At 70.7% G+C, this 25,200-nt stretch carries 24 protein-coding genes and 1 tRNA gene; 8 read left to right on the plus strand and 17 right to left on the minus strand.

Annotated elements, in window-relative coordinates:
* Positions 1-463: 463 nt before the first annotated feature.
* The 16 genes from ABZX61_RS23070 to ABZX61_RS23145 form a co-directional block, all read right to left on the minus strand.
* Positions 464-536, minus strand: a tRNA-Leu gene (locus tag ABZX61_RS23070).
* Between the two features lie 49 nt (positions 537-585).
* The gene (locus tag ABZX61_RS23075) at positions 586-1,161 is read right to left on the minus strand and encodes a peptide deformylase (RefSeq protein ID WP_350725770.1); all 576 of its coding nucleotides are present in this window, start codon (positions 1,159-1,161) and stop codon (positions 586-588) included.
* A gap of 16 nt (positions 1,162-1,177) precedes the next feature.
* Positions 1,178-1,690 (minus strand): ACT domain-containing protein, encoded by a 513-nt coding sequence (locus tag ABZX61_RS23080; RefSeq protein WP_350725772.1) that lies wholly within the window; start codon positions 1,688-1,690, stop codon positions 1,178-1,180.
* Between the two features lie 80 nt (positions 1,691-1,770).
* The gene (locus tag ABZX61_RS23085; RefSeq protein WP_355197395.1) at positions 1,771-3,087 is read right to left on the minus strand and encodes an NAD(P)/FAD-dependent oxidoreductase; all 1,317 of its coding nucleotides are present in this window, start codon (positions 3,085-3,087) and stop codon (positions 1,771-1,773) included.
* A 95-nt stretch (positions 3,088-3,182) separates the two neighbouring features.
* Entirely contained in the window at positions 3,183-3,977 is a 795-nt protein-coding gene (locus tag ABZX61_RS23090; RefSeq protein WP_355197397.1) for a uracil-DNA glycosylase, read from the minus strand.
* A gap of 18 nt (positions 3,978-3,995) precedes the next feature.
* Positions 3,996-4,865 (minus strand): hypothetical protein, encoded by an 870-nt coding sequence (locus ABZX61_RS23095; protein WP_355197399.1) that lies wholly within the window; start codon positions 4,863-4,865, stop codon positions 3,996-3,998.
* Complete coding sequence (locus ABZX61_RS23100) at positions 4,862-5,188, minus strand: PadR family transcriptional regulator (protein WP_355197401.1); 327 nt, start codon at positions 5,186-5,188, stop codon at positions 4,862-4,864. Before ABZX61_RS23100 ends, ABZX61_RS23095 begins: the two co-directional genes overlap by 4 nt.
* Before the next feature lie 98 nt (positions 5,189-5,286).
* Positions 5,287-6,399: a hypothetical protein gene (locus ABZX61_RS23105; RefSeq protein ID WP_355197403.1), complete on the minus strand. Its 1,113-nt coding sequence runs from the start codon at positions 6,397-6,399 to the stop codon at positions 5,287-5,289.
* Between the two features lie 173 nt (positions 6,400-6,572).
* Positions 6,573-7,520: a Ppx/GppA phosphatase family protein gene (locus tag ABZX61_RS23110; protein ID WP_350725782.1), complete on the minus strand. Its 948-nt coding sequence runs from the start codon at positions 7,518-7,520 to the stop codon at positions 6,573-6,575.
* Positions 7,511-7,999, minus strand: a complete 489-nt coding sequence (locus tag ABZX61_RS23115; RefSeq protein ID WP_355197405.1) for a DUF501 domain-containing protein — start codon at positions 7,997-7,999, stop codon at positions 7,511-7,513. Before ABZX61_RS23115 ends, ABZX61_RS23110 begins: the two co-directional genes overlap by 10 nt.
* A complete protein-coding gene (locus ABZX61_RS23120; protein WP_350725786.1) occupies positions 7,989-8,405 on the minus strand; it encodes a septum formation initiator family protein in 417 nt (138 codons plus the stop codon). The genes ABZX61_RS23115 and ABZX61_RS23120 overlap by 11 nt, the downstream gene beginning before the upstream one ends.
* A 77-nt stretch (positions 8,406-8,482) precedes the next feature.
* The gene (gene eno, locus ABZX61_RS23125) at positions 8,483-9,760 is read right to left on the minus strand and encodes a phosphopyruvate hydratase (RefSeq protein ID WP_350725787.1); all 1,278 of its coding nucleotides are present in this window, start codon (positions 9,758-9,760) and stop codon (positions 8,483-8,485) included.
* Between the two features lie 91 nt (positions 9,761-9,851).
* Positions 9,852-10,790 carry a MazG family protein gene (locus tag ABZX61_RS23130; protein ID WP_355197407.1) on the minus strand — a complete coding sequence of 313 codons (939 nt, stop codon included), beginning with the start codon at positions 10,788-10,790 and terminating at the stop codon, positions 9,852-9,854.
* A 3-nt stretch (positions 10,791-10,793) separates the two neighbouring features.
* Positions 10,794-11,399, minus strand: a complete 606-nt coding sequence (locus tag ABZX61_RS23135; RefSeq protein WP_350725791.1) for a SurA N-terminal domain-containing protein — start codon at positions 11,397-11,399, stop codon at positions 10,794-10,796.
* Positions 11,400-11,428: 29 nt separating this feature from the next.
* Positions 11,429-14,917: a transcription-repair coupling factor gene (mfd, locus tag ABZX61_RS23140; protein WP_355197409.1), complete on the minus strand. Its 3,489-nt coding sequence runs from the start codon at positions 14,915-14,917 to the stop codon at positions 11,429-11,431.
* Between the two features lie 92 nt (positions 14,918-15,009).
* Positions 15,010-15,264: a signal peptidase I gene (locus ABZX61_RS23145; RefSeq protein WP_355197411.1), complete on the minus strand. Its 255-nt coding sequence runs from the start codon at positions 15,262-15,264 to the stop codon at positions 15,010-15,012.
* Positions 15,265-15,434: 170 nt separating this feature from the next.
* Here ABZX61_RS23145 and ABZX61_RS23150 point away from each other — a divergent pair, with 170 nt between their 5' ends.
* The 3 genes from ABZX61_RS23150 (at position 15,435) to ABZX61_RS23160 (ending at position 18,311) form a co-directional block, all read left to right on the plus strand.
* Complete coding sequence (locus ABZX61_RS23150) at positions 15,435-16,154, plus strand: methyltransferase type 12 (RefSeq protein WP_355197413.1); 720 nt, start codon at positions 15,435-15,437, stop codon at positions 16,152-16,154.
* Between the two features lie 70 nt (positions 16,155-16,224).
* Positions 16,225-17,439: an adenylyl-sulfate kinase gene (cysC, locus tag ABZX61_RS23155; RefSeq protein WP_355197415.1), complete on the plus strand. Its 1,215-nt coding sequence runs from the start codon at positions 16,225-16,227 to the stop codon at positions 17,437-17,439.
* Positions 17,436-18,311: a sulfite exporter TauE/SafE family protein gene (locus tag ABZX61_RS23160; RefSeq protein WP_355197416.1), complete on the plus strand. Its 876-nt coding sequence runs from the start codon at positions 17,436-17,438 to the stop codon at positions 18,309-18,311. The genes cysC and ABZX61_RS23160 overlap by 4 nt, the downstream gene beginning before the upstream one ends.
* On the opposite strand, the gene ABZX61_RS23165 is transcribed toward ABZX61_RS23160, so the two are convergent.
* Positions 18,256-19,266, minus strand: coding sequence for a hypothetical protein (locus ABZX61_RS23165; protein WP_355197835.1), 1,011 nt, complete (start codon positions 19,264-19,266; stop codon positions 18,256-18,258). The two genes, ABZX61_RS23160 and ABZX61_RS23165, sit on opposite strands and share 56 nt — an antisense overlap.
* Before the next feature lie 323 nt (positions 19,267-19,589).
* Between ABZX61_RS23165 and ABZX61_RS23170 the strand changes: the two genes are divergently transcribed.
* The 5 genes from ABZX61_RS23170 to ABZX61_RS23190 are packed head-to-tail and all read left to right on the plus strand — an operon-like array spanning position 19,590 to position 25,192.
* Positions 19,590-20,861: a Wzz/FepE/Etk N-terminal domain-containing protein gene (locus ABZX61_RS23170; RefSeq protein ID WP_355197418.1), complete on the plus strand. Its 1,272-nt coding sequence runs from the start codon at positions 19,590-19,592 to the stop codon at positions 20,859-20,861.
* Entirely contained in the window at positions 20,858-22,138 is a 1,281-nt protein-coding gene (locus ABZX61_RS23175; RefSeq protein ID WP_355197420.1) for a hypothetical protein, read from the plus strand. The genes ABZX61_RS23170 and ABZX61_RS23175 overlap by 4 nt, the downstream gene beginning before the upstream one ends.
* Positions 22,135-23,031, plus strand: a complete 897-nt coding sequence (locus tag ABZX61_RS23180; protein WP_355197422.1) for a hypothetical protein — start codon at positions 22,135-22,137, stop codon at positions 23,029-23,031. The genes ABZX61_RS23175 and ABZX61_RS23180 overlap by 4 nt, the downstream gene beginning before the upstream one ends.
* Before the next feature lie 5 nt (positions 23,032-23,036).
* On the plus strand, positions 23,037-23,882 hold the full coding sequence (locus tag ABZX61_RS23185; protein WP_355197837.1) for a sulfotransferase domain-containing protein: 846 nt from the start codon (positions 23,037-23,039) through the stop codon (positions 23,880-23,882).
* Positions 23,870-25,192 (plus strand): polysaccharide biosynthesis C-terminal domain-containing protein, encoded by a 1,323-nt coding sequence (locus ABZX61_RS23190; protein WP_355197424.1) that lies wholly within the window; start codon positions 23,870-23,872, stop codon positions 25,190-25,192. Before ABZX61_RS23185 ends, ABZX61_RS23190 begins: the two co-directional genes overlap by 13 nt.
* Positions 25,193-25,200 lie beyond the last annotated feature (8 nt).

Consider the following 25,200-nt stretch of genomic DNA (forward strand, 5'->3'; position numbering starts at 1 on the left):
GTGTTAGATCGATGTTCATTCGGGACTTCGGCAGCTTCCCAACGAACGTGCCCGGCCCAGAGTTCCCAAGGTCATCGAGCTCGCCCTTCAAGATCATCCGCAGCCCCGGCCCCAGGGTCTCGGCGCGTCCTATTTACTGTGCGTCCACGAGAAAAGACCGGCAGTAATGGCGTAGTCAAGCATTCACAGAAAGAAACGTTCGGGAGAAGCCCGGAGAGGCAGAAAGACAGCCCGTTGTCAATATGCCGAAGGCGAAAAGTAAACGACGCCCACCTGAGCTTACTCGGCCGCTCCACGTCGGCCTCAACCGGTCCGGCGTCGTCGCCCACAGCCCCTTCCAGCAGGGGCGAAGCGCCCGGAGGCGGCGCGACACCGTAACAACTCGATATCGGCCGCAACAGGCCCGTCCGACGATCGCGGTAAACCTCCAGGTCAGGAACCCAAAGGCGATGAAGACGGCAAGTGCCCCCGGCGGGATTCGAACCCGCACGTCAACCCTTTTAAGGGGTTTGCCTCTGCCATTGGGCTACGGGGGCGCCGCAATCATACGAAACAGACCATGGTTAAGAGGAGCACAACTTCGCATCAGGCGTCACAACTGTGAAGTCTGCGGTGAAGTGAGAGGGCTCCAGGCACTCTGTCCAAGAAGAGTAGACCGTCCAGATGGTCGAGTTGGTGCTGAATGCAGCGGGCTTCGAAGGCGTCCGCTTCGATGGTGACGGGCTCCCCCGTACCTGGCAAATGCCCACGTACGGTGATACGGGTGGCGCGGAGGACATCTGCCGTGAGCCCCGTGATGGACGTGCAGCCCTCGCGCCCCGGGTCCCAGTGGGACGCTCTGGCGAGGCGTGGATTGGCCAGAACGAGCTCTCCGGCCCACGAACGGCTCCTGGGGTGGAGTCCGGCATCAAAGGCGATCAGGCGCCAGCTCAGGCCGATCTGAGGGGCGGCCAGCCCGGTCGTGGCGGTCTCCCGGCGGAGGGTGGCCAGGAGATCGGCGGCGGCGGCCACGACCTCGGGGGCGGTGGGGTCGACCGGTTCGGCGGCGGCGGACAGGAGCGGGTGCGGGGCGCCGAGGACCTCGCGCGGGGTTCCCACGCGGCCGCCGAGCACATCACGGCCGCCGGGCGCCCCCCAAGGCTCGCCGCCCCATCCGTTCATCTGTCCTCCTGCCCGTTCACAGCAGGTCCGGTTCGACGGGGCGGAAGGTGATCTCCGAGTCGAGTCCGGCGCCGACGGCCGCCAGCCTGCGCATGAGCGCCGCCACGTCCACCTCCTTCGGTAGCTCGACGTCCGCGATCAGAACGTAGAGACGGCCGGTGAGCCTGGTGCTCATCCCGGTGATGTTGCCCCGGTCAGCGGCGAGCACGGCGCTGATGGCCGAGATGATCCCGGGCCGGTCGGGCCCGTGCACGGTCAGTACGTAACCGAGACCGCCGCCCTCCTCGCAGAAGTGCCGCTGGGCCTCGATGGCGGAGGCGGTCACCACGAGATCGGGCGCGCACAGACGCTTCAGCAGCTCGGCCGAGTCCAGATCGCCCGACACCAGCAGCATCATCGCCACGTGACCGCCGAGCAACGTCATCGTCGAGTCCTGGATGTTCGCTCCGCAATCGGCGAGCGAACCGGTGACCGCGGCGATCACGCCGGGCCGGTCGACGCCGAGCACGGTCACCGCTGAGAGCCCCATCCGTGCTACCCCTTCCGCTTGCGACCAGGGGTGCCGAATACGCCCCGGCGAGGTTCGCCGGGGCGCTTGCCGTTCCTGGGCTAGCGACGGGTCGTCGCGACTGCGGCCCTGAAGTCCTCACGTGGGTGCTCCATCTCACCCAGCGAGATCGTCTCGCGCTTGAAGAACAGGGCCAGGGTCCAGTCGACGACGACACGGACCTTGCGGTTCAGCGTCGGCACCCGCGACAGATGGTAGGTCCGGTGCATGAACCACGCAGGGAATCCGCGAAGCTTGACGCCATAGACATTGGCGACGCCCTGATGCAGGCCCAAACCGGCAACCGATCCGACATACTTGTGGCGGTATTCGACCAGTTGCTGGCCACGCAGGTGGCGGACGATGTTGTCGGCCAGCACCTTGGCCTGGCGGACGGCGTGCTGGGCGTTCGGGGCGCAGTACTGGCCGGGGTTCGTGACGTCGGGCACCCCCGCGGCGTCTCCCGCCGCGAAGGCGTCGTTCGTGCCGGCGATGGTGAGCATGGCGGTGCACTTGATCCGGCCGCGCTCGTCGAGCGGCAGGCCGCTGTCGTTGACCACGGGGCTGGGCTTGACGCCCGCGGTCCACACGAGGGTCTCCGCGTCGAACTCCGAGCCGTCCGAGAGGATCACGTGCCCGTCGGTGCAGGACTCCAGGCGGGTCTCGAGCTTGACGTCGATGCCGCGCTCGCGCAGCTGCTCCAGGGTCCACTTGCCCATCTCGGGGCCGACCTCGGGCAGCACCCGGTTCGAGGCCTCCACGAGCACCCAGCGGAGGTCCGACGGCTTGATGTTGCGGTAGTAGCGCGTCGAGTCCTTGGCCATGTCCTCGAGCTCCGCGAGCGCCTCGACGCCCGCGAACCCGGCCCCGACCACGACGAACGTGAGCGCCTTGCGCCGCACCTCCGGGTCGTCGGTCGACTCGGCCACGTCGAGCAGGTGCAGCACGCGGTTGCGCAGGGCGATGGCCTCGCCCACGGCCTTGAAGCCGATGCCGATGTCGGTGAGGCCTGGGATGGGCAGCGTGCGCGAGATCGATCCGGCGGCCATCACGATCACGTCGTAGGCCACCTGGCGCGGCGCGCCCTCGGGCGGCTGGAACGTGACGGTGCGCTCGGCGTGGTCGACCTCGGTGACCCTGCCGTTGAGGATCCGCACCTTGGGCAGGATCCGCCGCAGCGGCGCCACCACGTGCCGGGGCGAGAGGTTACCCGCCGCCGCCTCAGGCAAGAAGGGCTGGTAGGTCATGTAGGACTGGGGGTCGATGATCGTGATGCGTGCCTCGCCGCCGCGCAGCTCACGCTGGAGTCTGCGCTGCAGCCGAAGCGCTGTGTACAGGCCGACGTATCCGCCGCCGACGATCAAGATGTGCTTGTTCATCCTGAGGCCCCATCCCTCGTGGAGTGCTTGTGAAAGCATTCACAAGCTTACGTCAAGCGCGCTTGATGAATCCAACCCGGGGGTGGTGGAACGCGTCACACAGCCAGTGACCTGGCCCTGGTGAAGACGTCGTCGAGCATCTGGGCGGTCACGCGGCCGGTGAACGTGTTCTGCTGGCTGGGGTGGTAGCAGCCGATCAGCGTGACGGGGGCGCCGGCATGGCGGACCTCCACCTCGGCCCCGTGGCCGAACGGCGGCCTGGAGCGCGGCAGCTCGTAGCCGGCGTCCTTGAGCGCGGGCCACACGGCCTGCCAGGCGTACCCGCCGAGCGCCACGACCACCCGTACGTACGGCGCCACCAGCGCCACCTCCCTGGCCATCCACGGGAAGCAGGCGGCCTTCTCCGAGGGCAGCGGCTTGTTCGCGGGCGGCGCGCAGCGCACCGAGGCCACCACCCGCGTGTCGATGAGCCGCTGCCCGTCCCCGGCGTGGGTGCTGGTCTCCTGCGCGGCCAGGCCGGTGCGGTGCAGCGAGGCGAACAGCCAGTCGCCGCTGCGGTCGCCGGTGAAGATCCGCCCGGTGCGGTTGCCCCCGTGGGCCGCCGGGGCCAGGCCGACCAGCAGGATCCGCGGGCGCTCGGCGCCCCAGCCGGGGACCGGGCGGCCCCAGTACGTCTCGTCCGCGAACGCGCGCCGCTTCGCCTCGGCGACCTGCTCGCGCCACTCCACCAGGCGGGGACAGGCACGGCAGACGGACTGTCCGGCCGTGAGCTCCGCGAGGGTGTCACTGGTGGCGGCGAGGCGGCGCACGTCCGCGGGGTCGTGGGCGACCGGGGTGTCAGCGGTCGCCGGGTCTTCCGGCCAGCCGGTGCCAGGAGGTACGAAGCTCATGACACCGATGGTGCCCGATCACTTGGCGGGCTTCGGACCGGGCGTGGGGGTCGGGCACACGGACGGCTTCACGGCGCCCTCGGTGTCCACCACGTTCTCCTCGACCAGCGGCAGCGGGTAGCGGTTGCGTATGGGCTCGCCGCACGACTTGTCCACCCTGTATCCGAAGTCCTCTGGGTTGGTGGTCAGCGGCTTGCCGTCCTGGTCGTAGAGGTAGACGTCGCTCAGCGGGGTGCCGTCCTTGGCGTACGGCTTGATGTTGTAGACGCGGTCGTTGGACGACGCCTCGTCCACCCACACCGGCGACGGGTTCACCATGACGACGCCCGTCCGCTCGGGACCGCCGTACGACGCGGCCTCCACCAGCCCGGCGAACAACGTCAGCGCCGCGACCAGATTGAGCGCCCCCATGAGCCCCGTGGCCAGCCGTCCCCTGCGCCGCCTGCCCATCCAGACCGAGATCCAGACGCCCGCCGCGACCAGCGCCCAGCCGGCCAGGTCGGACGGGACGAGGCCACCTTCGCCGGTCAGCGCCAGCAGCAGCAGGGCCAGCAGGTAACCGCGCAGCACCCACCACCCGGGGCGCAGCTCCGGCAGGAAGCCCACGAAGCTCCGGTACGGCCCCTGGCCCATCAGCCGGGTGTGCGCGCCCAGCGCCCACGCCCGCGGGTCGATGCGGCGCTTCCCGCCGCTCTCGGGGCGGTCTCCGTACGCGGCCGCCAGCTCCTCGGCGTAGGCCTCGGGCGGGCCCAGCCGGTCTTCCAGCGGCAGCTCCGACTCTGCCGCGATCTCGGCCAGGTGGTCGTCGAGGTCTTCGAGTAACTCGCCGCGCTCGGGATGGTCTGCCAGGGCATCCCGTACGGCCTGTGCGTACTGTTCGGGGGTCATGCTTGTCCCTCCTTGAGCAGGGATGCCATGGTCGCCGAGAACGAGGTCCAGGTCTTGGCCGAGGTGGCGTACATGCTCCGGCCGACCTCGTTGAGTCCGTAGTACTTGCGGTGCGGCCCTTCGTCCGAGGCGACCACGTACGACGTCAGCGCCCCGGCCTTGAACAGGCGGCGCAGCGTGCCGTAGACCGAGGCGTCGCCCACCTCCTCCAGGCCGGCCTCCCTCAGCCGGCGCACGACGTCGTAGCCGTAGCCGTCGCGCTCGTTGAGCACGGCGAGCACGGCCAGGTCGAGCACGCCCTTGAGGAGCTGGCTGCTATCCACGTAATGCACACTACTGTGCAAAGCACAATAGTGGCAACGAGAAAACCGGGTGGCGCCCGCGAGGGCTGCCACCCGGTCCGATCAGCCTAGGCTGCGGCCTACTTGGGCGGGCAGGTCGCCGAGTAAGAGGCGACGCCCGAGGACGCGGCGTTCGGGCTGGTGACGACGAGCTCTACGGTGCCCTCCGTCTTGGTGGAGTTCTGCGTTCCGCCGATGCCCCAGGTCACGTCGAGGCTGCCGTTGACCGTACGCTCAAGCGTGCTGTGGTCACGGACGCCGTCGACGACCCAGTAGTACTGCACGGTGGTGGGGCCGGTGCTGGTCAGCGTGGCCTTGAAGTCCACCCCGGGGCCACGGCCGTCGTTGCACATGTCAAGCCGGGTACCGGAGACCGTCGCGCTCGAAACCGAGACCTTGGGGGCGGGGGCCGGAGCCTCCGCGTCCTTGCACCAGACCTTGTAGTAGGCCCGGTTGGAGGAGGCGCCCTCGGGGCTCAGGATCTCGAGCTGCGCCCAGCCGCGCTGGCTGTGACGCGGGGAGATGCCGAAGCCGACCTTGCGCGTGTCGTAGACCTTGACCCTGCCGTAGTCGGCCACTTCACCGTTGAGAATCCAGCGGTAGCGAACCCACGTCGGGCGGTTGGCCTCGATCAGGCCGACAAAGTCGATCTTGTCGCCGGGGGTGCAGACGCCCGAGTACGAGTCAGGGCTGGCCCATGCGCGGGCGGACACCGACACGTCGAGCTGCGTACGCCCCACGTCCTTCGGCTCCTCGCAGGAGACGGAGAAGTAGCCCTTCTTCGAGGTGACCTTCTTCGGACCGAGGACCTGAACGGCCTCCCAGCCCTTGACGTTCTCCTTGAAGGTGATGGACTGCCTGACCGTCACCGACTTGGTGCCCTTGCCCGAGAGCTTGAGCACCTTGACCTTGCCCTTGGACCCGTCGCCGTGGAGCCAGCGGTAGGCCAGCTCCGTCTTGCCCCGGACGGGAACCTTGATCTTGGCCGAGAAGTTGACCTTGACCGGGCAGGCTCCCTCGTAGTCGCCCGCGGACACCGCGGGCGTCGACACCGAGACCTTGGGAGCGGCCTTGGTGGTGGCGGCCGTCGCCGCCTGGGCGGGGCTGGCGACCAGGCCCGCGGCCAGGGCGGCCAGCACCGCGGCGGACGCGCCGAACGCCGCCGCCTTACGTGCTAACCCAACAGACTTCATGTGAGAGTGCTCCATTCCTTTGAGGGAAGAGACGCGCTCGGGAACGGTCGCCACGCCGGCACCTTCCGTGCACAGCAATATGGCAAAGCCCCCGTAATGCCCCTTTACCTAACCACAATACTGATTGCACGCTCAACACAGGCCATAGACCTGAAATGTCCGGATTTCTTCAGCTATCGGGCGATAGACCAGGCGATACCGTCAAGGATGTCGTGTTCACTGACCACGACCTGCGAAAACGCGAAACGACGGACGATCCGGTCAAGAATTAGCGCGCCGGCGCCAATCACGTCGACCCTTCCTGGGTGCATCACCGGAACCTCGGCACGCTCACCATGGGTCATCGCCAGCAGCCGCCGCGTCACTTCATGTACCTGCCCGGCCGAAATCCGCGAGTGGTGAATTCTGGCCGAGTCGTAAGCGGGCAGATCGAGCACCATCCCCGCGACCGTCGTCACCGAACCCGCCAGCCCCACCAGCGTGCGGGCCCGCTGCACGGGCACCTCCGCCTCGACCCTGTCGAGCGCCGCCTCGATGTCGGCCACCACGGCCTCCAGCGCGGGCGCGGAGGGCGGGTCGCCAGCGTCCTTCAGGTGCCGCTCGGTCAGGCGCACGCAGCCGATGTCCACCGACAGCGCCGCCTCGGCGTGCTCGGAGCCGACCACGAACTCGGTGGACCCGCCGCCGATGTCCACCACCAGGTACGGCGGCAGCGGCCCCTGCGGCATCTCGGTCTCCGGCGACAGCCGGACCAGCCCCTTGGTCGCCCCCACGAACGAGAGCTCGGCCTCCTCCGCCCCCGACACGACCTCCGGCTCCACCCCGAAGATCTCGCGGACCCCGTCCACGAACTCCTGCCTGTTGGCCGCGTCCCGGGTCGCGCTGGTGGCCACCACACGGGTCCTGACGGCGCCGTGCCGGTCGATCAGCTCCCGGTAGACCCTCATGGCCTTGAACGTGCGCTCAAGGGCGTCAGGGGCCAGCCTGCCGGTCCTGTCGACGCCCTGGCCGAGGCGGACGATCTCCATCCGCCGCTCGACGTCGTCGATGAGATCGTCGCCCACGTCGGCGATGAGCAGGCGTACGGAATTGGTGCCGCAGTCGACGGCGGCTACACGCATGGTCCGTCACTCCACCAGTCGGGGAGGGCGTCGAGCGCCTCCCTGCCGAACGGGTTGCTCCCCGGTGCCGCCAGCTCGTGCGCCACGAGCGCGTGCAGGCACTTGACCCGCAGCGGCATACCGCCCGTGCTCTGCATGTCGCGCGGGAGCGGCTCCATGCCCTCCTCCTTCGCCGCCTCGTCGCGCCTGGCGACGTAGTCGTCGTGCGCGGCGCGGTAGGCGGCGGCCAGCTCGGGATCGGTGGCCAGCCGGGCCTGCATCTCCCGCATCAGCCCCGAGCCTTCGAGCGTGCCGATGGCCGAGGCCGCCTTGGGGCAGGTCAGGTAGTAGAGAGTCGGGAAGGGCGAGCCGTCGGGCAGCCTCGGCGCGGTCTCCACCACATCGGGGTTGCCGCACGGGCAGCGGTGCGCCACCCCGCGCAGCCCCCTGGGCGGCCGCCCGAGCTGCAGTCGCACCGTCTCGACGTCTTTACCGTCCAACACTTTCCTTCCCCGTCACGGCCCGGCGGCCGGTGCCCTTGTCGGCGGCCTCCACCGACTCCCAGAGCGTCTGGTACCACGGCGGCGGCGCCGGCGCCTGCTGCACGGTCGCCGGCTCCTTGATCTGCTGCTGGTCCATCACCACGTAGCACTTCTCGCCGGGCCCGCAGTAGTGCAGCCGTTCCTTGGCCGTCTTCTTGATCCAGTTGGGATCGTCGCTCTGCCGGTCGCGCTCCAGCAGCGTCTGCTTCTCCGCCTCGACCCTGGCCTTCTCCGCCCGATGCTCGGCGATGCTGCGGCGCAGGCTGATGTACTCGCGGACAGGGTAGGCCAGGCTCATCGCGATCGCGCACACCACGACGGCCAGGATGGCGGCCCGCCCGGTCAGCTGCGGCCTTTTCGCCATTGCTGCACCCCCTGCTCATGGATACGGCGCGGAGGCGGCTCGGCGATCAAACCGCCTCACGCGCGCCGTATTCGAAACTAGCGCCGGAAGCGCGGGAAGGCGGCGCGACCCGCGTAGCGGGCGGCGTCGTCGAGGAGCTCCTCGATGCGCAGCAGCTGGTTGTACTTGGCCACCCGGTCCGAACGCGCCGGGGCGCCGGTCTTGATCTGGCCGCAGTTGACCGCGACCGCGAGGTCGGCGATCGTCGTGTCCTCGGTCTCGCCGGAGCGGTGGCTCATCATGCACTTGTAGCCGTTGCGGTGGGCCAGGTCCACGGCGTCGAGGGTCTCCGACAGCGTGCCGATCTGGTTGACCTTGACCAGCAGGGCGTTGGCGGTGCCCTCCTTGATGCCGCGCTCCAGCCGCTCGGGGTTGGTGACGAACAGGTCGTCGCCCACGAGCTGCACCTTGTCGCCGAGCGCCTCGGTGATGGCCTTCCAGCCGGCCCAGTCCTCCTCGTCGAGCGGGTCCTCGATGGAGACGAGCGGGTAGTTGGCGACCAGGTCCGCGTAGAACTCGATCAGCTCCTGCGCCGACAGGCCCTTGCCGTCGATCGTGTAGACGCCGTCCTTGTGGAACTCGGAGGCGGCCACGTCGAGCGCCAGCGCCACGTCCTCGCCCGGCACGTAGCCGGCCCGCTCGATGGCGACCAGGATCAGGTCGAGCGCGTCGCGGTTGGACGGCAGGTTGGGCGCGAAGCCGCCCTCGTCGCCCAGGCCCGTGGCGTAGCCCTTCTCCTTGAGCACGCCCTTGAGCGCGTGGTAGACCTCCGTGCCCATGCGCACGGCCTCGCGGAACGTCTCCGCCCCGATCGGCGCGATCATGAACTCCTGGATGTCCACGTTGGTGTCGGCGTGGGCGCCGCCGTTGAGGATGTTCATCATCGGCACGGGCAGCACATGGGCGTTGGGGCCGCCGACGTAGCGGAAGAGCGGCAGGTCGGCGCTGTCGGCGGCGGCCTTCGCGATGGCCAGCGAGACGCCCAGGATGGCGTTGGCGCCGAGCTTGGCCTTGTTGGGCGTGCGGTCCAGGTCGATCATGATCTGGTCGATGATGCGCTGGTCCTCGGCCTCGATGCCGTTGATCTCCTCGAAGATCTCGTCGGTCACGGCGAGGACGGCCTTCTCCACGCCCTTGCCGCCGTAACGCTTGCCGCCGTCACGCAGCTCGACCGCCTCGAACTGGCCGGTGGACGCCCCGCTCGGCACGGCCGCGCGGCCGGTGCTGCCGTCGTCGAGCACGATCTCGACCTCGACCGTGGGGTTGCCTCGGGAGTCGAGGATCTCGCGGGCGTATACGACCTCGATGGTAGCCACGGGATTGCGCTCCTAAGTGAAAGGCGATATGCCATCAGAGCCTATCGGTACACCCGGACGCGGGACCGCACGGTCACCGCGCACCGCAGGGTCAGGCCGATTCCCAGGCGCGCACCCGGTCCCGGTACGTACGGGCGGCCGCCCGCAGCTCGGCCTCGGCGTCGAGACCGGCCTCCGCGGCCCGGCGGACCAGGTCGAACAGCTCCCGGGCCACCCCCTGCCCGACGGCCGCCGCGAGCGCGTCGGGCGCCCCGGCCCGCTCGGCCCGGCGCACCAGCTGGGCGGCCAGCGACAGCGCGGGCTGCCCCATGGGCACGCCGTCGAGCACCGACTCCCGGCCCTTGGCGGCCCGCTCGGCCGCCTTGATCGCGTCCCAGTTGTCGTTGACCTCGTCGGCGCTCTCGGCGCGTACCGAGCCGAAGACGTGCGGATGGCGGCGCACCAGCTTCTCGACGATCCCGGCCGCCACGTCGTCCATGTCGAAGTCCGCGGCCACCCGCGCGTGGAAGACCACCTGGAGCAGCAGGTCGCCCAGCTCCTCGCGGAGTGCCGGGTAGTCGCCCTGCTCGATGGTCTCCAGCACCTCGTACGCCTCTTCGAGCAGGTACGGCACCAGCGACTCGTGCGTCTGCTTGCGGTCCCACGGGCACTCGGTCCGCAGCCGGTCCATCACGGCGACCAGGTCGAGCACCCGCGCCCCCGGCAGGTCGTACGAGCCCGGCACCACCTCGATCAGCGGCGGCTCCTCCAGCGCGATCGCGGCGTGCCCGACCGCGCGCATGAACTCCTCGTCCTCCTTCTCGGAGGCCGAGGCGAGCCACACCACGCTCTCGCCGACGGCCCGCGCGGCCAGCCCGCGCGGGTCGGGCTCCACGACCTCGACCGTCACCCCCGCCTCCGCCAGGTAGGGCAGCTGCGGATGCGCGGCGGACCCGGTCAGCACCGGGCCCGAGCGCAGCACCTGCCAGGCCTGATGGCTCAGCAGGCCCGGCGGGACCCTGGGCGAGGTGGTGACGACGGTCAGCGGCACGGCTCAGCCCTGCGGCTGCTGCTGCTGAGGCGCCTGCTGCGGGGTGGCCTTGCCGAACCTGCCGGCGTCCACGAACAGCGACGGGTTCTCCTGCGACGGGTTGGCGTTGACCACACCGAAGCGGGGGTTGAAGATCGTCTTGATCGAGGCGAAGTCCTGGCGGAGCTTGTCGAGCCCGCCCTGGCCGGCCTGCTGCTGCAGCTTGGCCATCCCGACCGCCGTGCGCGCGTACTCGCGGGCGTAGCTGGGCGCGACGCCCAGGGCCAGCAGGTTGATCTGGGGCGACTGGTACTGGCCGGGGTCCTGGAGCTTGGCGTCGATCTCCTTGTCGGTCACCTGGACGTTGTTGCGCGCCATCAGCTGCTTGGCGGCGCTGATGTCGGCCAGCCGCTGGAGCACGTACTGGCTGACCGGGACGCCGAGCGCCGTCTCGTCCAGCTTGTTCTGCTTCAGCGCGGCCTTGTAGGCCTCCGCGTCCCTGTTGAGCTGACCCGTCGAGATGCGCTCCTTGCCCACCACGGCCGCGGCGCCGGCCTGCATGGGGGAAGAGCAGGCGGTAAGGGCGATGCCCACCGCGGCAGCGGCCACAGCCACTCGTATCGACTTCACGTGCGTCCCTTTCCGACCGAAAACCGCCGCTAGCTTACCCGCGCTGGCTCGAGGAACATCGCCTCGACCAGGTCACCGCACCATTTGAGCAGGTCGAGATCCCGGAGCGGCTGCCCACCGAGCGGCTTGGTCTTGGGCACCGGCACCAGCAGCGTCTCGGCCGCCTGCTTGTATATCGCCTTCTTGTACAGCCGGTCGAGCCGGACCTGCTGCGACTCCCTCAGCCGGGCCGGGCCGAACTTGATGTTCTGGCCCTGCAGCGTCACGTCTGTGAGCCCCGCCTGGCGCGCCTTGATCCGGAACTTGGCCACCTCCAGCAGGTTGTCCACCTCCGCGGGCGGCCTGCCGTAGCGGTCGGTCAGCTCGGCGCGCACCTCGTCGATGTCGGCGGGGCCGGCGATGGCCGCGATCCGCTTGTACGCCTCCAGCCGCAGCCGCTCGGAGGTGACGTAGTCGTGCGGGATGTGGGCGTTGATCGGCAGCTCGACCTTGACGTCCTGCTGCTCCTCCTGCGCCTCGCCGCCTTCGAGCTTGGCCTTCTGCTCCTGCACGGCCTCGGCCATCAGCCGTACGTACAGGTCGAAGCCGACGCCCGCGATGAACCCGGACTGCTCGGCCCCGAGCACGTTGCCCGCGCCGCGGATCTCCAGGTCCTTCATGGCGACGTACATGCCCGCGCCCATCTCGGTGTGCTGCGAGATCGTGGCCAGCCGCTCGTGGGCGGTCTCGGTCAGCGGCTTCTCCGGCGGGTAGAGGAAGTAGGCGTAACCGCGCTCCCTGCCCCGCCCGACGCGCCCGCGGAGCTGGTGCAGCTGCGACAGGCCGTAGTTGTCGGCCCGGTCGACGATCAGCGTGTTGGCGTTGGGCACGTCGAGCCCGGACTCGACGATCGTGGTGGAGACCAGCAGGTCGTACTCCCGCTCCCAGAAGCCCACCATGATCTTCTCGAGCTGGTGCTCGTTCATCTGCCCGTGCGCCACCGCGATGCGCGCCTCGGGCACCAGCTCGCGCAGCCGCGCGGCCACGCGGTTGATCGAGGCCACCCGGTTGTGCACGAAGAAGATCTGCCCGTCGCGCATCAGCTCGCGCCGGATCGCCGCCCCGATCTGCTTCTCCTCGTACGGCCCCACGAACGTGAGGATCGGGTGCCGCTCCTCCGGCGGCGTGAGAATCGTGGACATCTCGCGGATGCCGGTCAGGCCCATCTCCAGCGTGCGCGGGATCGGCGTGGCCGACATGGCCAGCACGTCGACCTGCGTGCGCAGGTGCTTCATCGCCTCCTTGTGCTCGACGCCGAACCGCTGCTCCTCGTCGATGATGATCAGCCCCAGGTCCTTGAAGCGGACCTCGGGGCTGAGCAGCCGGTGGGTGCCGATCACGACGTCGACGGCGCCCGATCTGAGCCCTTCGAGCGTGCCCTTGACCTCGCCGTCGGTCTGGAACCGGGAGACCGGCTTGAGCGTGACGGGGAAGCTGGAGAACCGCTCGGTGAAGGTGGACATGTGCTGCTGGACCAGCAGCGTCGTCGGCACCAGCACGGCCACCTGCTTGCCGTCCTGCACCGCCTTGAACGCCGCCCGCACCGCGATCTCGGTCTTGCCGTAGCCGACGTCGCCGCAGATCAGCCGGTCCATCGGGATGCCGCGCTCCATGTCGCGCTTGACCTCGTCGATGGCCTCCAGCTGGTCGCCGGTCTCGGCGTACGGGAAGGCGTCCTCCATCTCCCGCTGCCACGGCGTGTCGTCCCCGAACGCGTGGCCCGGCGAGGCCATGCGGGCGGAGTAGAGCCTGATCAGCTCCCCCGCGATCTCCTTGACCGCCTTCTTCGCCCGGGACTTGGCCTTGGCCCAGTCGGCGCCGCCCATGCGGTTGAGCGTGGGCGCCTCGCCGCCGACGTAGCGGGTGACCTCGTCGAGCTGGTCGGTCGGCACGTAGAGCCGGTCGCCCTTGGCGTATTCGATGACCAGGTATTCGCGGGTGGCGCCCTGGACCGTGCGCTGGACCATCTCGATGTAGCGGCCCACGCCGTGCTGCTCGTGCACCACGTGGTCGCCGACCTTGAGCTGGAGGGGGTCGACCATGTTGCGGCGGCGCGACGGCAGGCGCCGCATGTCCTTGGTGGACGCCTTCTGCCCGACCAGGTCGAGGTGGGTGAGCACGGCCAGGTTGGACGTGATGAAGCCGTGCTCGATCAGGCCCGTGCTGACGTGGACGACCTTGGGCTCGGGCGCCTTGTCCAGGAACTGCCGCAGCCTGGCGGGCACGTCGACGCCCTTGAGCAGCTCGACCATCCGCTCGGCCGGCCCGTGGCCCTCGCTGAGCAGCACGACGGCCTTGTCCTCGGCCAGCCAGCCCTTGATGTCGGCCAGCGCCTTGGCGGTGTCGCCCCGGTAGGCCTCGGAGTCCTGCGCGTCGAGCTCGACCCCGCCGCCGAACGGCGCCATCGTCCACCACGGCTGGCCCAGCGCGTCGGCGTGGTCGCGGATCTCCTCCAGGGTGCGGAAGGCCGCCGCGCCCAGGTCGATCGGCGCCTCGCCGCCGGCCGCCGCGTTGATCCAGGAGGCCTCCAGGAACTCCTGCGACGTGCGTACGAGCTCCTCGGCCCGCCCCCTGATCCGCTCGGGGTCGCACACGAACACCGCGGACCTGACCGGCAGGTGGTCGAGCAGCAGGTCCATCTCGCCGGCCAGCACGGGCGCGAACGCCTCCATGCCCTCGACCGGCGAGCCCTCGGCGAGCTGGTCGAGCACCTCGGCCAGCGCCGGGTGCTCCTCGGCCAGCTCCGCCGCCCGGGCCCTGACCTCGTCGGTCAGCAGCAGCTCGCGGCACGGCGGCGCGAACAGCCCTTCCTCGGCCGCCTCCAGCGAGCGCTGGTCGGCCACCTTGAACCAGCGGATCTCCTCGACCGTGTCGCCCCAGAACTCCAGCCGCAGCGGGTGCTCCTCGGTCGGCGGGAACACGTCGAGCAGCCCGCCGCGCACGGCCACCTCGCCGCGCTTCTCCACCATGTCGACGCGGTGGTAGCCGTTGGTCACCAGGCGGTCGACGACCTCGTCGAGGTCGGCGTCGTCGCCCGCGCGCAGCCTGATGGGCTCCAGGTCGCCGAGCCCCTTCACGATGGGCTGCAGCAGCGCCCTGATCGGCGCCACGATCACGCTGAGCGGCCCGGCCGCGCTGTCACCCTTGATCGGGTGCGCCAGCCGCCGCAGCACCGCCAGCCGCTGCCCCACGGTGTCGCTGCGCGGCGAGAGCCGCTCGTGCGGCAGCGTCTCCCAGGCCGGGAACACGGCCACCGAGCTGGGCTCGATGAGGCTGGTCAGCGCGGCGGCGAGGTCTTCCGCCTCGCGGCCCGTCGCGGTGATCGCCAGCACGGCCCGCTGGTCGTGCGTGGCCAGCGCGGCCACGCCGAACGGCCGCAGCGCGACGGGCGCGACCAGCGCGACATCGCCGCCCTCTTCGAGAGCGGCGGTCAGTTTCGGGTCGGCGCGAACAAGGTCAAGTAGCCCGGAAAGACTCATCAGATACGCCCACAGCCCCACGACGGCAACACGACTACCCCCGGCCGGGTCAGGTCGCGGGGGTTCTCTCCAAGGGTACTCGCAGGCGCAGCTCAGCCGACCCGGTAACCGGCCACGGACGGCCAGCGGACGGTGAGCACGGTCGAGGCCTCCTCCGCGCGCCACGAATGGTCGACGCCCTTGCCCCAGACCACGTAGTCACCCGGCTCGGCCAGCAGCACGCTGCGGCCCGGCAGCTCCACCCGGAACCGGCCGCTGATCAGGACCAGCAGGGCCGTGCGCGCCTCCCCCTTGACCCACTCCGCGCGCTCCTCGCCGGGCGTGTGCACCCCCCATTTGATCTCCACGTCGTCACTGTGCCTTGGGTCGCCGAGGGGTTTGAAATGACCCAGCAACCAGCCCCGGTCCATGGCCGCATCTACGCCCGCATTTCCTACGTAAACCTCGCCGTTCACGGGGAAGGATGCTAGCGAGGAAATGGCTCACTGAAACCGTTCGAGTGATTACTGTAGGTGACATGTCTGAGGTGCGATCGGTCGCCCAGCGGGGCGACATCTTCGGTCAACGGGTCCGCGAGCACTGGTCCGGGCTGCCAGGCAGGCGGCTCGACGTGCTGGTCGCCGGGTGCGCGCACGACGAACCGCTCAACCTGGAAGAGATCGAGACCAGGGCCACCGGGGCCGACGAGGAGATCCCCGCCATCCGGGCGGTGCTCGGGGAGCGGGCCGACCTGGTGTCGTGGTCGCTGGGCGACCTGCGCTGCGTGCCGCTGCCGCCCAGGTCGTACGACGTGATCCAGCTGTCCTTCCTGCTGGAGCGCATCAAGCATTCGGAGCTGGTCTTCGACCGGCTGCTGCAGTCCCTGCGCCCGGGCGGCCTGGTGCTGCTGCGGATGCGCGACCGCAAGTCGGCCTACGGGCTGCTCGACCGGATCACGCCGTCGCTGCTGCGCCGCGTGTTCTGGCGCATGTTCGTCACCCCGGGCACGCCGGGCCCGCTGCCCAGCGTGTACGAGCCGCTGGCGTCGAGCGACGGCATCTACGCCTTCTGCCTCAGCCGGGGCCTCATGATCACCGACGACCAGCGGAACACCAGCGGCCCGGCCCGCCGGCGCAAGCTCACCGTCGCCGCGGTCGCGCTGGCCTCCAAGCTGAGCAACGGCCGCTACCCTGCCACCCATGACGAGATCACCATGGTGATCAGGAAGCCGCAACACCACTTCGCCCGGGTCCTCTAGCGGCACACTTGCATCAATCGGTAGACTCCATCCCTACCAATTCAATCGGAATAGTTGGGATGTTGGAGCCGTGGAGTGGACCCCCGATGCGCGCGAGCTGGCCGACCTCGAGCTGCTGCTCTCCGGCGCCTTCGAGCCGCTGACCGGGTTCCTGGGCCACGATGACCTGCACGCGGTGCACGAGCGGGGCACTCTCGCCGACGGCACGCCGTGGCCCGCATCCGTCACGCTCCACGTGTCCGCCGATCTCTCGCCCGGCGACGAGGTCACGCTGCTCGACCCCGAGGGCCTGCCGCTGGCCGCCCTCACGGTGGCCGCCCAGGAGCCCGACGGACTGACCTCGGGGCCGGTCAAGGGCCTCGGCACGCCCGAACACGGCCCGTTCGCGCGCCTGCGGCGCACTCCGGCCGAGGTCAGGGCGGAGCTCGGCGGGCGTCCCGCGCTCGCCGTCACCATGCGGGGGCCTCTCGACGACCTCTCCGAGATCGTCGCCACCGCCAAGGAGCTCGACGCGCTGATCATGCTGCTCCCCCTCTCGTACGGCGAGCCGGGCCCCGCGGTCGTACGCGCCGCGCTCCGGGCCAAGGAGAAGCTGCCGGCGGACACGATGGTCGTCTCGGTGCCCCTGGCACCCCGCGAGGAGCCCGAGATCGACCTGGAGCTGCGCGAGCACGTCGCCACCGCCTACGGCGCCGCCGAGCACCTGGCCGGCCCCGACCCCGTGCACATCCCGGGCCCGCCGCACCGCCGCGGCCTCGTGGTCTTCTTCACCGGCCTGTCCGGCTCCGGCAAGTCCACGATCGCCCGCGGCCTGCGCGACGCGCTGCTGGAGCTCGGCAGCCGCACGGTGACCTACCTCGACGGCGACGTCGTACGCCACCTGCTGTCCAAGGGCCTGACGTTCTCCAAGGCCGACCGCGACCTGAACATCCGCCGCATCGGCTTCGTCGCCGCCGAGGCCGCCCGCCACGGCGGCCTGGCCATCTGCGCCCCCATCGCCCCCTACGCGGCCACCCGCGAGGAGGTGCGCGAGATGGTCGAGTCGGTCGGGGCCGACTTCCTGCTCGTGCACGTCGCGACGCCGTTGGAGGAGTGCGAGCGGCGCGACCGCAAGGGCCTGTACGCCAAGGCGCGCGCCGGCCTCATCCCCGAGTTCACCGGCGTCTCCGACCCCTACGAGGAGCCGGACGACGCCGAGCTGGTGATCGACACCACGCACATTTCGATCGACGCGGCCGTCTCCCAGGTCCTGGGGACGCTGCGGTCTGGAGGCTGGGTTCGGTGATCGACTTCCCCCTGATCCTCGGGTCCTTCCTCGTCGCGATCGTGGTCGGGCTGACCGGGATGGGCGGCGGGGCGCTCATGACGCCGATGATGATGCTGTTCTTCAACGTCCCGCCGCTGGCCGCGGTCTCCAGCGACCTGGTCGCCTCGGCCGTCATGAAGCCGGTCGGCAGCGCCGTGCACCTGCGCCGGGGCACGGTCAACCTGCGCCTGGTCGGCTGGCTGTGCGCGGGCTCGGTGCCGGCCGCCTTCTGCGGGGTGTTCCTGGCCCGCGCGTTCGCGGTCACCGACGCGGTCAAGTACGCGCTCGGCGTGGCGCTCCTGCTGGCCGTGGCCGGCATGGCGCTCAAGAGCTGGCTCGGCGCGCGGGGAGGCACGTCGAGCGCCCATGAGATCGTCGTGCGCCCAATTCCGACCCTACTGGTCGGTACGGTGGGCGGACTGGTCGTGGGGGTCTCCTCCGTCGGATCCGGATCGCTGATCATCGTGGCCCTGCTCGTCCTCTACCCGGCGCTCAAGGCCAACCAGCTCGTCGGCACGGACCTCGTCCAGGCCGTGCCGCTGGTGGCCTCCGCCGCGCTCGGGCACCTGCTGTTCGGCGACTTCCAGCTGGACCTCACGCTGTCGCTGCTCATCGGCTCGATCCCGGGCGTCTACCTCGGCGCCCGGATCTCCTCGCGCGCCCCCGGCGGCCTGATCCGGGCGCTGCTGGCCATCGTCCTGCTCGCCTCCGCGCTCAAGCTGCTCAACGTGAGCAACACCCTCACCGTCTGGGCCCTCGTCGCCGCCGCCGCGGTCACGGTCGTGGGGTGGCGGATCACGGCCTCGGGACGGGTGTCGAGCGGAAGTAAGGATCCCGAGCCAGCTCGGTGAACGCCCGGTCGGCCCCCGAGCCGGTGTCGAAGCTGGTGTCGCCGCGCGGCGCCTGCGGCGAGTCGAAGTACAGCAGCGCCTTGATCTGCGGATATCGCTTGATCTGCCGCCGCACCGACTCGTAGAACGCCCGCTTGAACCCCCGGTCGTCGCTCCGCTCGAACACCCCCCACTCGGCCACCATGACCGGCTTGCCGGGGAAGCGGGCCTGCATCCACCGGTAGAACCCCGGCCAGTCGGGAAATTCCTTGCGGGTCTTGTTCACCAGCCCCTCGAAGTCCTCGACCTTGCCGTCGGCGTACGGGTCCATGGCCACCCAGTCGACCACGTCGTCACCCGGGTAGAGGTCCTCGAACCACGGCTCGGCCGCCCAGTTGGGCGCCCCCATGTACGTCATGACCATGACGGCGTTCTTCACCCCCTCGGCCCGCAGCCTGGCCACGACGTGCCGGAACATGGCCGCGTAGTCGGTGGCCTGCATGCCCGAGCCCGACGACTCGTCCACGTCGTTCTCCGGCTCGTGGTGGAGGGTGAGGAAGAACCGCTCGGGGAAGGTGCGCCTGAGGTATCCGGCCAGCCGGTCGATCCGGGCGTCGAGCGCCCCGTCGGCGATCTCGGCCCAGGTGTGGTCGAGCGAGGGCTTCCAGTTGACCATGAGCAGCCGGGGCCTGGCCGGGTCGCGGGCCAGCCTGATCTCGGCGGGCGTGGGGAACAGCTCGCTGCCCCGGTGGTAGACGTGCACCACGTCGGCCGCGGCGCCCATGCGCGACTCGGCGCTGTGCAGGGCCTGATCCAGCGGGGCGCCGCTGAAGACCTCCGGCGCGAGGCCCCACCAGGCGCCGCAGGACGGGATGAGCCTGGAGGTGGCCGTGCAGGAGGGCGAGCCCGAGGCTTCCTTGATCGCCACGGGCGCGCGCGCGTTGGAGCCCTCCGCCGTGGAACAGGCGGCCAGCATCACGATCGCGGCCAGAATAACCGCCGCGTTGGTGGTGTTATGAGAAATTCCCCGTAGCTGCAAAGCCTTTCAACCCCCTCGTCGAACGACCCCCGCCTATCAAACCGGATCCTTGCCATGCCGTTCCGGGAACTTCAGCAAGTGTGCCGTGTCTCGGCAGCTCGCGATGGGTATATGACCCAAGGAATTTTCCGGACATTTCCTTTTATAGCCGCCTTTACCTTGTGCCGTTCTGCAGAAAATCTTGGGTATTAGGCTTGGCTGATAATCGTCCGCCCTATAGTGGGCGCACATCTCGACGCAATTCCAGGAGACCCTCCCCAATGAGCTCCGGCACGGACCTGGACGAGCATCTCTCGCTGCTGCGCAGGCGATGGTTGCTGCTGGTGGGCTGCGTCGTGTTCGGCGGCACCGCCGGCCTCGCGCTCATGCGGCTCACGCCGTCCGCCTACACCGCGACCACGCAGGTGCTCGTCATGCCGGTAGGCCCGCAGGAGCCGGCCAACCAGGTGACCAGCCGCCAGCGCGAGGCGCTCAACCTCGACACCGAGGCCCAGGTCGCGCAGTCCGCCGTGGTCGCGGCGCGGGCGGCCAGGACGCTGCGGGTGGAGACCCCGGAGCCCGTCGAGGTCTCGGTGCCGCCCAACTCGGCGGTGCTGTGGATCTCGGTGACGGCCGCCGACGCCGGCGTCGCCGCGGCCCAGTCCCGCGCGTACGCCCAGGCGTACCTGGCCAATCGCCGCGAGAGCGCGCTGGCCGCGCTGACCGCCCAGCAGCAGGTGGTGCTGGGCAAGCTCAAGCAGGTCAACACCGCGCTCGACGCGGTGATCAAGCAGCTCGCCGGGTTGTCCAAAGGCACTCCCGAGCACACGATCGCCACGCAGCGGGAGAGCGTGCTCAACCGGCAGGCCGCCGGGCTCGCGCTGAGGTACGACGGGCTCAGGACGGTCGCGGTGACCCCCGGCACGATCATCAGCCAGGCCACCCCGCCGACCGCGCCCAGCTCGCCCAGCCTGCCCCTCTACCTCGGCACCGGGCTCATGGCGGGCCTGCTCGCGGGCTCGGCCGCCGCCTACGCCCGTGACCGGCTCGACCGGCGGCTGCGCACGGTCGCCGACGTCGAACGGCTGACCGGCCTGCCCGTGCTGGGCGACCTGTCGAGCCCGCGCGAGCCCGGCGTGGCCCACGAGCTGGCCTGCGCCGCGGTGGCCGCGTGTCCCGGCAAGCGGCTGCTGGTCCGGATCCTGCCGCCCGACCTGGAGGAGTCCGCCGACCCGGTAGCCGTCAGCATGCCCCTGACGGTGCTCGACGGCTGCGACGTACGCGACCTGTCCAGGGCCGACGCGGCGCTGCTGCTGGTGGGGCTCGGGCGGGCCACCTCGGTCCACGTCGCGGCCGCCGTACGGCGGCTCGCCAGGCACGACGTACCCGTCATCGGCGTGGTGACGGTGACCGACGCGCTGCCGTCGTTCGTGCCGCTGCTGGAGCCGCGCACGCACACCCCGCTCGGCAAGCTCGTCGCCACGGGAGAGCTGGACCTGGGCGAGACCACCCCCATGCCCATGCACCCGCGGCGCCCCGGCCAGCCGACGTGAGAGGGCCCGCGTGGCCGATCGCGGCGCTGCTCGTCGGCTATCCGGTGTGGTGGGCGCTGGGGTTCGGCGGGCTGTCGGTGATCGTGGTGGCGGTGCCGATGGCGGTGATCCTGTGGCGGCGCCGGCCGATCAGGGTGCCGCGCGGGTTCGGGCTGTGGCTGCTGCTGATCGCCGGCTACCTGGTGAGCGGGCTCATGCTGTCGGAGATGCCGCCGGGCACGTACGGCGAGATCGGGCCCGGCCGGATCGTCGGCTACGCCATGCGGCTGGCGCTCTACACCGCCATCCTGATCATGGTGCTCTACCTGGGCAACCTCACCGAGCGCGAGCTGCCGCAGCTGCGCCTGGTGCGGATGCTCGGCGTGCTGTTCGTCACGACGGTCGCGGGCGGGCTGCTCGGCGTGTTCGTCCCGTCGTTCGCGTTCACCTCGCCGGTGGAGCTGCTGCTGCCCGACTGGGTGGCCTCCAACTCGTTCGTGCAGAACCTCATCCACCCCACCGCCGCCCAGACGCAGAAGGTGCTGGGCTTCGCCTCCCCCAGGCCGGAGGCGCCGTTCGAGTGGGCCAACGCGTGGGGCAGCAACGTGTCGGTGCTGCTGGTGTGGTTCGTGGTCGGATGGTGGGTGTACGGGGGGCGGCGGCGGAAGGCCTTCGTGGCCGCCGTGGTCGCCCTGGCCGCGATCCCCGTCGTCTACTCGCTCAACCGCGGCCTGTGGATCGGGCTCGGCCTGGCCGTGGCGTACCTGATCGTCCGGGTGCGCGGCCGGACCAGGGCGGCGCTCTGCGGGGCCGTCGCGGTGGCGGCGGTGGCGTTCGCGCTGAGCCCGCTCGCGCCGCTGGTGGCGCAGCGGCTGGACCGGCCGCACTCCAACGACATCAGGGCCTTCACCGTGACGGCCACCGTCGCGGCCGCCGGCCACTCGCCGCTCATCGGTTACGGCAACACGCGCAACGCCACCGGCAACCATCGCACGATCACCACGGGCCGCACCGAGTGGTGCGAGGGCTGCGGGCACCCGCCGCTGGGCAGCGACGGCCAGCTCTGGCTGCTGATCATCACGCAGGGGTTCACCGGGGCCGTGCTCTACGTGGCGTTCTTCGCGGGCGCGATCCGGCGCCACTGGGCCGACCGCAGCCCGATCGGGCTGGCCGGGGTGCTGGTGATGGGGCTGGTGCTGCTCTACATGTTCGTCTACGACGGCCTGGTCACCCCGCTCAGCCTCTATCTCATCTCGTTCGCCCTGCTGTGGCGCAACAGCCGAGGGGAAGTCACGTGAGCGACGCCGCCATCCGGCTCGACTATCTCGAGAAGACCGTGCGGCTGCTCTATCCGGGGCCGGGGTCGCCCCGGGCGTACACCGTGCTGCCGCACACCGCCGTGCCCCGCCGCATGGTGCCGCGCCGCTGGTGGCATCCCTGGTCCCCGGTCGTCGTGCCGGGTGAGGGGTCCATCGCCACGTACCTGGGTGAGGTCTTCGGGCAGCCCGTCGAGACCGTCCTGCACGTGCGGCCGGCCGCGCGGGCCAACCGCAAGCCCGTCCTGGAGGCCCGCTCGGGCGGGCGGCTGCTGGCGTTCGTGAAGATCGGCGACAGCGCGCGGGCGCGCGCGCTGATCACCGCCGAGGCGGCGGCCCTGCGCAGGCTGGCCGAGCTGGAGCTGGACACGGTGGTGCCGCCCGCCGTGCTGCACCACGGCAGCTGGCGGGGGCTGGCGGTGCTGGCGCTGTCGCCGCTGCCGGTGCGGCGCGGCCGGGTGCCGCGGCCGCTGCTGGTCGACGCGGTCAGGGAGATCGCGGCCACCGGCGGGCCGCGCGCGGCCTGGCACGGGGATCTCGCGCCGTGGAACATGTGCCCATCCCCCGACGGCCGGCTGCTGGTGTGGGACTGGGAGCGGTACGAGCTCGGCGTGCCCTACGGCTTCGACGCCGTGCACCACTTCTTCCAGCGGGCCCTGCGCAGGATGTCCCCGCGGGTCGCGGCGCGGGCGTGCGTGGCGCGGGCCTTCCGCGAGCTCGCGCCCCTGGGGGTGTCGGCCGTGGTGGCCAGGCAGACCGCGCTGCGCTATCTCATCGCGCTGGCCGACCGGCACGCCGCCGACGGGCACGCGCCGCTCGGGCCGCCGGACACCTGGCTCAACCCGGTCGTCGACCACGAGGAGCTGCTCACGTGAAGACCATGAAACGGTCGGTGCTGTCGCTGTCACGCGCCACGGGGAGGATCACGTCGGGGGTGCGGGTGCTGCCGTCGTTCCTGATCGCGGGGGCGCAGCGGTGCGGCACCACCTCGCTGTACCGGGCGCTGGCCCAGCATCCGCTGCTGCTCAAGCCGGTGCTGCACAAGGGGGTGCACTATTTCGACGTCGGCTACGCGCGGGGACAGCACTGGTATCAGGCGCACTTCCCGCTGCGGATGAGCGCCGGGCTGGTCGAGCACCGGTACGGCTCGCGGGCGCTGGCGTTCGAGTCGTCCCCCTATTACCTGTTCCATCCGCTGGCCGGTGAGCGGATCGCGGCCGACCTGCCCGAGGTGCGGCTGATCGTGCTGGTACGCGATCCGGTCGAACGCGCCTGCTCGGCCCACGCCCACGAGCTGGCCAGGGGCTACGAGACGGAGTCGCTGCTCGAGCACGCGATCGAGCTGGAGCCCGAGCGGCTGGCGGGGGCCGAGGAGGCGCTGCGCGAGTCGCCCTTCTCCCTGCACCACTCCCACCGCCACCACGCCTACGTGGCCCGCGGGCGCTACGCCGACCAGCTCGACCGGCTGGAGGCCCTGGTCGGCCGCGAACGGATCCTGGTGCTCGACAGCCATCGGTTCTTCGCCGAACCGGAGACCGCGTACGACCGGGTGCTGGCGTTCCTGGGCGTGCCGCATCTCGGTTATCCGCTGTTCGAGCGGCACAACGGCCGCCCCCTGCCACGGCCGGTGCCGCGGGTGCTGGCGCGGGAGCTGCGCGACCACTTCGAGCCGTACGACGCCCGGCTGGTGCGGTGGCTGGGCGGGGAGCCTTCGTGGCGGCGGTGACCGCGGTCGCGGACCGGCGGCTGCGGCGTGGCGGGATCGCGGGGGTGCTGGGAGCGGGCTGCGGGGCGGTCGCGCAGTTCGTGCTCGTGATGGTCGTGACCAGGGCGTTCAGTCCGGCCGACGCCGGGGCGTTCTTCACGGTCACCGCGATGGCCCTCATGGCGGCGGGGATCGCCAAGCTGGACGCGGGGAACGGGCTCGTGTTCTTCATCGCGCGGGCGAAGACGTACGACTATCTCGGCATATCCGGATATATCCGGGCGGCGCTCGTGCCCTGTGTGGTGGCCTCCTGCGTCGCGGGGGTCGTGCTCTACCCGCGGCTGGGGCCTCTCGCCGCGATCCTGCCCGTCATGGTGGTGGGGGACGTGCTGCTGGCCGCCACGCGGGGGTTCGGGGCCATGCGGCCCACCGTGCTCGTGGACGGGCTGCTGGTGCCTTTCTCGCAGCTCGCGCTGGTCACCTGCGCCGCGCTGGCGGGGGCGGTCTCGTGGCTGCCGGTGGCGTGGGGGGCGCCGTACGCGCTGGTGGCGGTCATCGCCTGGGCGGAGCTGCGGGGGCGGGTGCCGCGGAGCCCGTACCTGCCGGGGACGACCCGCGACCTGTGGCGGCACACGGCTCCCCGGTCGGTCGCGGGGGCGATCCAGGCGGTGTTCCAGCGGCTGGACATCGTGGTCGTCGCGCTGCTCGGCGGGCCCGCGCAGGCCGCCGTCTACACGGCCGCCACCCGGTTCAAGGTGGTCGGGCAGCTCGCGAGCCAGGGGCTGGCGCAGGCCGTACAGGCTCGGCTGGTGAGCGCGCTCGCGGACGGCGAGCGGGCGCGGGCCGGTGAGCTGTACCAGACCGCCACGATCTGGCTGGTGCTGCTGACGTGGCCGGTGTGGCTGGCGTACGCGGCGCTGGCGCCGTGGCTGCTGCGGCTCTTCGGCCCAACGTACGGGTCCGCGGTCCCGGTGGCGCTCGTGCTGGCGGGCACGATGATGGTGGCGACGGCCTGCGGGATGGTCGACGTCGTGCTGACGGCCGCCGGGCACACGGGCACGAGCCTGCTCAACCTGGTGGCGGCGATCACCTGCACGGTGGCGCTGGACGTGGCCCTGATCCCCGTCCACGGCGCGTTCGGGGCGGTCATCGGCTGGTCGGGCGGCGTGCTCGTCAAGAACCTCCTCCCGCTGTGGCAACTGCACCGCCGCTACGGCCTCCACCCCTTCGGCCGCCACACCCTGCCTGCGCTGCGAGGGAGCGCCGTTGCCTGGGCTGAGGAGCGTCGGGAGCGCAGCGACCAGAGCGACGAGGGAAGGCAACGGACTTGAGCGACCGA

Origin of the sequence: Nonomuraea sp. NPDC003709 (genome assembly GCF_040610775.1) — a bacterium.
Lineage (GTDB): Bacteria > Actinomycetota > Actinomycetes > Streptosporangiales > Streptosporangiaceae > Nonomuraea > Nonomuraea angiospora_A.